Annotated in this window: 2 protein-coding genes; one reads left to right on the top strand and one right to left on the bottom strand. The window is 66.3% G+C overall.

Annotated elements, in window-relative coordinates; genetic code table 11:
- On the bottom strand, nucleotides 1-489 hold a 489-nt coding region (locus E0H92_RS43930), incomplete at its 3' end, for a hypothetical protein (protein WP_131500510.1).
- A gap of 366 nt (nucleotides 490-855) precedes the next feature.
- Between E0H92_RS43930 and E0H92_RS43925 the strand changes: the two genes are divergently transcribed.
- Nucleotides 856-1,401 (top strand): hypothetical protein (locus E0H92_RS43925; RefSeq protein ID WP_131500509.1); only part of this gene is annotated, 546 nt, incomplete at its 3' end.

The following is a 1,401-nucleotide window of genomic DNA, read 5'->3' as shown; positions in this document are numbered from 1 at the left end:
CTCACCGGCCGCGCCGAGCCCGATCGACTCCCCGTCCGCCTCGAACGTCAGCAAGCGATCGCTTGACTTACCGAACCGCGTCCGGAACGAGTTCTTCGCGTTCTCGAACGAGTCCTCACCGCTTCCGGCGGTGACCTTGGTGTCGATGTCCTGCCACTTGCCCTTGGAGTCCTTGTAGTGCACCGGCTCCGTCGACAGCTCGACCTGCGTCGTACCGTCGCTCATGCGATACGAAGTCGACGACTCCGTACGCCGCTCGTCCAGCTCCCGCACTCGCGCGGGCTTCCCGCCCGCGGCCGCGACTGTCGACGCGTTCTTGACCTGCGCAGGCAACGGAGCCGTCAACGGACCCGCAGCCGCACGAGCCACCTGCGGTGCGGCGACCTGCGCGACCTGCTGCGGGTGCGCAAGAGCGGTCGCGGGAACTCCCAGAGACGCCGGGAGGGACAGAACGAGGGCATACGTCAGCAACCTGCGGGTGCGGCGCATCGACACTCCAAGATCGGGCGGATCCGGCGCACCCCGAGTGACACCGGCGAAAGTCAGGAAGAGTTTTATCCTTCCAACACTCCCCGGCGCAACCCCGTTGCAGCTTGTTGCAGACTTAGGAAACCCTTAGCACCAAGAGCAAACGGCCCACTCGTTGGTCAGTCCCACATGACCGGCCAGTAGCGTGTATGGTCCCGGCTGGCGACACCGCCACAAGGTCCCTCGCAATCCGCTCAGAGCGACCGGGCGACCACTCACTGTTGTGATCTAGGCCAATTCATCACCGATCAGCAACATTTTCGCTGCGCCGGCGATTGATCTCGTACTCTCCCTCCGGGGATTCATTGCAACGACCTGGGGGAACCCATGTTTCGGAGGCTTCTGGCCTCGGCTGCCGCGTTGGCTGTCGCAGCCGCGGCGATCGTGTTTATCGACCGGGCGGCCGATGCCGCCGCGGCCGGTGTCAGCATCACGGCGACGCAGGCGTCGAACGGTACGACGACGTTGACGTACCGTGCGACCGTCCTGAAAGCGGGTGCGATCCGCGAGGTCACGATGGCGATCCCGGCCGGGACCACCGGGCGGGTCACGTCGGTCAACGGCACGGTCAGCTCGGTCACGAGCACGGTGCTGCGCTGGCGACCCGCCCGAACCGTCAACGTTGCCGTCGGTGCGCGACTCGCGATTCCGCTGTACGGCCTGAAGCTGCCCGCCGGCGGTCCGTGGACGCTGGGATTCAAGTCGATCGGCACGGCGGGCCAGGTGATCACGTCCGGCGCCGGCGTGCTGCAGCCGTTGAAGACCTACACCGCTGCCGTCGCGGTCAAGGCGACGAACCCGATTCCCGCCCAGACAACGAATCTGACCTACCAGGCCACGATCACCAAGGCGGGCACCCTCGGCGCCGTGCGC

It is taken from the genome of Kribbella speibonae (assembly GCF_004331375.1).
Classification (GTDB): domain Bacteria; phylum Actinomycetota; class Actinomycetes; order Propionibacteriales; family Kribbellaceae; genus Kribbella; species Kribbella sindirgiensis.
The sequence above is the reverse complement of the archived record's forward strand: the minus strand, read 5'-3'. Positions and strand labels throughout refer to the sequence as shown.